Genomic DNA, 7455 nt, shown 5'->3' on the forward strand with positions numbered 1-7455 from the left:
TGTCATTATGATTTAATGCGGGTTGTTTTTTTGGATTGCAATGTGCGGCGGCTACTTTCATAATAGATTCCTTGTAATACTGAATAGGGGGTTGAGGGGGTGCTAACCCCTCACAAGCAGACACTTATAAATAAGTGGCGGATAGCTTGTATCCTCCACTTTATAATTTTATAGAGAAATTATAGCTAAATTTGAAAAGTTTTTACACACTTTTCAAATGATTCTAAATTGTTAAAAGGTAGATTTGTTGTATTAAATTTTTCGTCTATAATTTCCATTATGATTTTTTCGTTTGTGTTGTAAATATTTGTAATTTTTCCTGTAACTTGTCCTTGCGTTGTGGGAATATCTACATAAAGTCCGCAATATGCTTGTAAATTTGATTCTTTTGTGTAAGTAGTGTTTTTTGGTTTTGCTTGTTCTGCTTGGGATTCTAGTTCTTGGATTTGTTCGGGCTTGAAGTCAAAGCGAATTGCTGTAACTTTGTTGCCCCCTTTTTTGATTTTTGTGTAAGTGAGATTTTGAAAAGGGATTCTCTTGCCAAAGTCAAAAAGATTTTGCTCTTGTGTTAGCTCTTTAATTGCTGGTTTTAAAATTCTTTGGTCAATATTGCACATTTCATAATCGCTTGGAATGTCTAAAATATCCTTAAATTCTTTAAAATCCCATTGCACCCACCCTGTTTGCCTATATTGCTTTAATAAGCGATATAGGGTTTTGGTGTATTTTCCACTAAGTGAAATAAATTCTGCTAATTCAAAGCGTGTAAAGTTTGCGGTAAGCTGTTCTACTAAATAATTAAAATTTTTGTTGATTTCTATATCTATAAATTCAAACTCTTCCCAAACATCATCAAAATCCCCAATTTCCATATTCCATTCGCCTTTAAATTCTTTTTGAATGGTAAATTCATTGAATAAATGCGCTCTGCGTTTTCCTATTAGATTGCGCTTCTCATCTTTAACGATAATCGTAAAATCTGCTTGAAAAAATTTTTTTTCAAAACTTTCTAAAATTTCGGTTGTTTCCCTATTAGACAGATTGCTATCTTTGCAAAAAGATTGCAAATCTTTAGGCAAAAGTCTTATAGATACGGGGTCATTTACTATTTTATATCTTGTATCTCTAATTTTTGCGATAATGGTAAATAATAAATTTTGCTCTAGCTCTGTGAAGCTCGGTAACTTGATTTTATTAAAATCATTGTGGTATTTAACTATTTCTTGCATTATAGAATCCTTGTTTTCTGCAAACAGGGCGTAATACTGCGATAAGGGCTAGGCTTGTTTGCCAACCTAGCCTATAACGCCACCTACCTAAAAGGCGGGTGTTATAATTAAGCAAATAAGTGCTATAATCACAAATGCTATAATTACAAAGTATCGCATAATCTGTTCCTCCTTTCGGAGCTACAAATTACCCTTAGTGGAGCGTTAATCCACTAAGGATTCAATAACTCCACAATCAGAATTATACTACACATTAATAACATTGTCAAATATTTGTTATTGATACTCTCGGAATTTGTTATTGATACTCTCGGAATTTGTTATTGATACTCTCGGAATTTGTTATTGATACTCTCGGAATTTGTTATTGATACCCCTCGCCGAAGCCCTATCCACAGGCTAATACACGCTTCCTAAAAGAATATAAAAAGAATTTAAAAAGAATAAAAAAGAATCACAAAGTAAAAAAATCACAAAAACTGAAACGAAACTTAATAGGAAGTTTTGCCTTTTTGTTTTTTCGTTTTACTCAAAAACTTTGCAATAGGAAATCGCACTTTATGTTCGCTATCGCTCACTTGTGCGATTTATACTTTTTGCTAGATTCTCTTGCAATAGATTCTGCAATATATGCAAGACGCAAAAAAGCAACTAAGGCGAGAAACTGCAAAGAGGTAGTATATTATATTCTGCATAACACGCTAGGAAGTGGATAGCGTTGGGTATTAGCACCGCAACTTCGTTGCTATTGTAGGGGGGATACCCCCTACACCCCCACTACAAATCAAGCTTGATTTGTTAAATTAGAGCGCAATTTAAGCGAAGCGTATTGCGCCAACAACGAGCAGTAAATTTTTGTCGGAGCGAAAAAGATAAGCGAGGCGTTAGATTATATATGCCTCATAGAATCACAGAAAGTGGTCAAAAATCGTTTTTATTGATTAGAGTAAGCCCCCCTATTATCTTTTATATATTTTTGATTTAAAAGCATATTTAATGAATATTTAGATATAATTAAAAAGTTCTTTTAGTTGCTATAAAAGAACTTTTTAATGGTTTATGTCCGAAAGGACGTAATAAATGAATAATTTTATTGTAGATATTATAATTTTTATATTAGAAGTTATAATTTATGCTTTATTAAATCAGTTATTCATATTAGCGTTTAACTAAAAGTTTTTAGATTTTATGATTATATAAAATCTAAAATATTGTAGCAAAAGTTGCTTTTCAAAATTTTATAAATAAACAAATTTAGGACATAAACCATAGAAAAGCAACTTTGCCCAATAAATTTTTCATTTAGTGTGTTCTTGTCGCGTATCGCCTTAAAAATTCTCTATCGGATTTTTCCAATTGTTCTTGCAATAATTCGCTGTGTAGTTTTGGGAAGCATTCCTTTAAATCATTTTCTTGCATATTGTCTTTTAAAAAACGCTCATATTTTCTCATTTGAGCTAAATATTTTGTTTGATATTGCATTGATTGTTCTGCGCTTTCTCTAAGGCGTTGGCTTTCTTTTCTTGCTTGTCTTTCTGCTTCTTGTGATTCTTTTAGTCTTTTTTCGGCTTCCTCTTTCTCTCTCTTGTAGTGTTCTACTTGTTGTAGTGCTTTATCCTCTGCTTGTGTCAATGTGGCTCTTAAAGCTTGTTTTTGAATTTGGAATTCTTTTTCTACTCTTTCGTTATGCCCACCTAGTGTGATGATATTTTTCCAAAGACTTTTTTTGGCGTTTGATTCTTTAAGCAGTTTGTCAAAAGCTTCTGTATGTTTTTGCTCTAAAGCTTCAATGTTTGTTTGGTATTCTTTCTCTCTTTTTTCAAGCTCTGCTTCTTTTGCTTTTAGTTCCTGTTCTGAAGCTTTTAACCTCTGTTCCATATCCGCTAGGGTTTTAGTGAGATGAGCTAAAGTTTGTGTTTTTGTGTCAATTTCTCTTAGCAGTTTTGTTTCCTGCTCTTTAAATCTTGCATAGTCTTTGTAGTCTTGGATATATTGGGGTTGCTGTTCTCCTTTCTCATAGCGGTTTGCACCTCTTTCCATTCGCAGAGATTCAGCACTTAGTGTTTGAATCTTACTAAGATTTGCTTTATTTAAACTCGCTTCTTGTCTTGCGAGTTGCAATCCTGTTTCTTTATCAAGCGTAAAAAATACTGCGTGTGCGTGGAAGTGTGTTTGCTTTTCTCCTTTAGTGTTTTCGTGTATCTCATCTCTATGAACCACTACTTGCAAAGGGGTAAAGCCTGTGAGCTCTGCTATTTTTTGCGTGAGCTCTTGGCATTGTTCCATAGTTGTATCCTCGCTTATTTCGTAGATAAACTCGTGATAGCACTTGTCTTTCTTTGTGAAGTTTTGTAAGCCTTTAGGCTTCCCTGCCTTAGTTAAGCCATTTTTATTTGCACAATAATTTGAAAAACTTTCTTGAGCTTCTTTGTAGAGTATGTCTATATTCTTTCTCACTTCATCGCTGGAGCAAGAATATTCGTTTAAGTGTGTTAAATCTTTCGTGATAGTTTTTGCACTATCGTTTGTTCTGTCATTATGATTTAATGCGGGTTGTTTTTTTGGATTGCAATGTGCGGCGGCTACTTTCATAATAGATTCCTTGTAATACTGAATAGGGGGTTGAGGGGGTGCTAACCCCTCACAAGCAGACACTTATAAATAAGTGGCGGATAGCTTGTATCCTCCACTTTATAATTTTATAGAGAAATTATAGCTAAATTTGAAAAGTTTTTACACACTTTTCAAATGATTCTAAATTGTTAAAAGGTAGATTTGTTGTATTAAATTTTTCGTCTATAATTTCCATTATGATTTTTTCGTTTGTGTTGTAAATATTTGTAATTTTTCCTGTAACTTGTCCTTGCGTTGTGGGAATATCTACATAAAGTCCGCAATATGCTTGTAAATTTGATTCTTTTGTGTAAGTAGTGTTTTTTGGTTTTGCTTGTTCTGCTTGGGATTCTAGTTCTTGGATTTGTTCGGGCTTGAAGTCAAAGCGAATTGCTGTAACTTTGTTGCCCCCTTTTTTGATTTTTGTGTAAGTGAGATTTTGAAAAGGGATTCTCTTGCCAAAGTCAAAAAGATTTTGCTCTTGTGTTAGCTCTTTAATTGCTGGTTTTAAAATTCTTTGGTCAATATTGCACATTTCATAATCGCTTGGAATGTCTAAAATATCCTTAAATTCTTTAAAATCCCATTGCACCCACCCTGTTTGCCTATATTGCTTTAATAAGCGATATAGGGTTTTGGTGTATTTTCCACTAAGTGAAATAAATTCTGCTAATTCAAAGCGTGTAAAGTTTGCGGTAAGCTGTTCTACTAAATAATTAAAATTTTTGTTGATTTCTATATCTATAAATTCAAACTCTTCCCAAACATCATCAAAATCCCCAATTTCCATATTCCATTCGCCTTTAAATTCTTTTTGAATGGTAAATTCATTGAATAAATGCGCTCTGCGTTTTCCTATTAGATTGCGCTTCTCATCTTTAACGATAATCGTAAAATCTGCTTGAAAAAATTTTTTTTCAAAACTTTCTAAAATTTCGGTTGTTTCCCTATTAGACAGATTGCTATCTTTGCAAAAAGATTGCAAATCTTTAGGCAAAAGTCTTATAGATACGGGGTCATTTACTATTTTATATCTTGTATCTCTAATTTTTGCGATAATGGTAAATAATAAATTTTGCTCTAGCTCTGTGAAGCTCGGTAACTTGATTTTATTAAAATCATTGTGGTATTTAACTATTTCTTGCATTATAGAATCCTTGTTTTCTGCAAACAGGGCGTAATACTGCGATAAGGGCTAGGCTTGTTTGCCAACCTAGCCTATAACGCCACCTACCTAAAAGGCGGGTGTTATAATTAAGCAAATAAGTGCTATAATCACAAATGCTATAATTACAAAGTATCGCATAATCTGTTCCTCCTTTCGGAGCTACAAATTACCCTTAGTGGAGCGTTAATCCACTAAGGATTCAATAACTCCACAATCAGAATTATACTACACATTAATAACATTGTCAAATATTTGTTATTGATACTCTCGGAATTTGTTATTGATACTCTCGGAATTTGTTATTGATACTCTCGGAATTTGTTATTGATACCCCTCGCCGAAGCCCTATCCACAGGCTAATACACGCTTCCTAAAAGAATATAAAAAGAATTTAAAAAGAATAAAAAAGAATCACAAAGTAAAAAAATCACAAAAACTGAAACGAAACTTAATAGGAAGTTTTGCCTTTTTGTTTTTTCGTTTTACTCAAAAACTTTGCAATAGGAAATCGCACTTTATGTTCGCTATCGCTCACTTGTGCGATTTATACTTTTTGCTAGATTCTCTTGCAATAGATTCTGCAATATATGCAAGACGCAAAAAAGCAACTAAGGCGAGAAACTGCAAAGAGGTAGTATATTATATTCTGCATAACACGCTAGGAAGTGGATAGCGTTGGGTATTAGCACCGCAACTTCGTTGCTATTGTAGGGGGGATACCCCCTACACCCCCACTACAAATCAAGCTTGATTTGTTAAATTAGAGCGCAATTTAAGCGAAGCGTATTGCGCCAACAACGAGCAGTAAATTTTTGTCGGAGCGAAAAAGATAAGCGAGGCGTTAGATTATATATGCCTCATAGAATCACAGAAAGTGGTCAAAAATCGTTTTTATTGATTAGAGTAAGCCCCCCTATTATCTTTTATATATTTTTGATTTAAAAGCATATTTAATGAATATTTAGATATAATTAAAAAGTTCTTTTAGTTGCTATAAAAGAACTTTTTAATGGTTTATGTCCGAAAGGACGTAATAAATGAATAATTTTATTGTAGATATTATAATTTTTATATTAGAAGTTATAATTTATGCTTTATTAAATCAGTTATTCATATTAGCGTTTAACTAAAAGTTTTTAGATTTTATGATTATATAAAATCTAAAATATTGTAGCAAAAGTTGCTTTTCAAAATTTTATAAATAAACAAATTTAGGACATAAACCATAGAAAAGCAACTTTGCCCAATAAATTTTTCATTTAGTGTGTTCTTGTCGCGTATCGCCTTAAAAATTCTCTATCGGATTTTTCCAATTGTTCTTGCAATAATTCGCTGTGTAGTTTTGGGAAGCATTCCTTTAAATCATTTTCTTGCATATTGTCTTTTAAAAAACGCTCATATTTTCTCATTTGAGCTAAATATTTTGTTTGATATTGCATTGATTGTTCTGCGCTTTCTCTAAGGCGTTGGCTTTCTTTTCTTGCTTGTCTTTCTGCTTCTTGTGATTCTTTTAGTCTTTTTTCGGCTTCCTCTTTCTCTCTCTTGTAGTGTTCTACTTGTTGTAGTGCTTTATCCTCTGCTTGTGTCAATGTGGCTCTTAAAGCTTGTTTTTGAATTTGGAATTCTTTTTCTACTCTTTCGTTATGCCCACCTAGTGTGATGATATTTTTCCAAAGACTTTTTTTGGCGTTTGATTCTTTAAGCAGTTTGTCAAAAGCTTCTGTATGTTTTTGCTCTAAAGCTTCAATGTTTGTTTGGTATTCTTTCTCTCTTTTTTCAAGCTCTGCTTCTTTTGCTTTTAGTTCCTGTTCTGAAGCTTTTAACCTCTGTTCCATATCCGCTAGGGTTTTAGTGAGATGAGCTAAAGTTTGTGTTTTTGTGTCAATTTCTCTTAGCAGTTTTGTTTCCTGCTCTTTAAATCTTGCATAGTCTTTGTAGTCTTGGATATATTGGGGTTGCTGTTCTCCTTTCTCATAGCGGTTTGCACCTCTTTCCATTCGCAGAGATTCAGCACTTAGTGTTTGAATCTTACTAAGATTTGCTTTATTTAAACTCGCTTCTTGTCTTGCGAGTTGCAATCCTGTTTCTTTATCAAGCGTAAAAAATACTGCGTGTGCGTGGAAGTGTGTTTGCTTTTCTCCTTTAGTGTTTTCGTGTATCTCATCTCTATGAACCACTACTTGCAAAGGGGTAAAGCCTGTGAGCTCTGCTATTTTTTGCGTGAGCTCTTGGCATTGTTCCATAGTTGTATCCTCGCTTATTTCGTAGATAAACTCGTGATAGCACTTGTCTTTCTTTGTGAAGTTTTGTAAGCCTTTAGGCTTCCCTGCCTTAGTTAAGCCATTTTTATTTGCACAATAATTTGAAAAACTTTCTTGAGCTTCTTTGTAGAGTATGTCTATATTCTTTCTCACTTCATCGCTGGAGCAAGAATATTCGTTTAAG

The 7455-nt window shown here is 33.3% G+C and carries 4 protein-coding genes; all 4 read right to left on the reverse strand.

Going from position 1 to position 7455, the window contains the following annotated elements; translation table 11 throughout:
* Window positions 1-185: 185 nt before the first annotated feature.
* The gene (locus tag HDT10_RS00030; RefSeq protein WP_290878613.1) at window positions 186-1229 is read right to left on the reverse strand and encodes a replication initiation protein; all 1044 of its coding nucleotides are present in this window, start codon (window positions 1227-1229) and stop codon (window positions 186-188) included.
* A 1302-nt stretch (window positions 1230-2531) separates the two neighbouring features.
* Entirely contained in the window at window positions 2532-3821 is a 1290-nt protein-coding gene (locus tag HDT10_RS00035) for a mobilization protein (RefSeq protein ID WP_290878615.1), read from the reverse strand.
* A 124-nt stretch (window positions 3822-3945) separates the two neighbouring features.
* Window positions 3946-4989: a replication initiation protein gene (locus tag HDT10_RS00040; protein WP_290878613.1), complete on the reverse strand. Its 1044-nt coding sequence runs from the start codon at window positions 4987-4989 to the stop codon at window positions 3946-3948.
* A 1280-nt stretch (window positions 4990-6269) separates the two neighbouring features.
* Window positions 6270-7455, reverse strand: a 1186-nt coding sequence (locus tag HDT10_RS00045; RefSeq protein ID WP_290878618.1) for a mobilization protein, incomplete at its 5' end; no start/stop codon positions are given.

It is taken from the genome of Helicobacter sp. (assembly GCF_014799995.1).
GTDB lineage: Bacteria > Campylobacterota > Campylobacteria > Campylobacterales > Helicobacteraceae > Helicobacter_D.

Coding starts and splice junctions, on each gene's coding strand:
- HDT10_RS00030 (WP_290878613.1), bottom strand. CDS start 1,229: ATGCAAGAAATAGTTAAATACCACAATGATTTTAATAAAATCAAGTTA.
- HDT10_RS00035 (WP_290878615.1), bottom strand. CDS start 3,821: ATGAAAGTAGCCGCCGCACATTGCAATCCAAAAAAACAACCCGCATTA.
- HDT10_RS00040 (WP_290878613.1), bottom strand. CDS start 4,989: ATGCAAGAAATAGTTAAATACCACAATGATTTTAATAAAATCAAGTTA.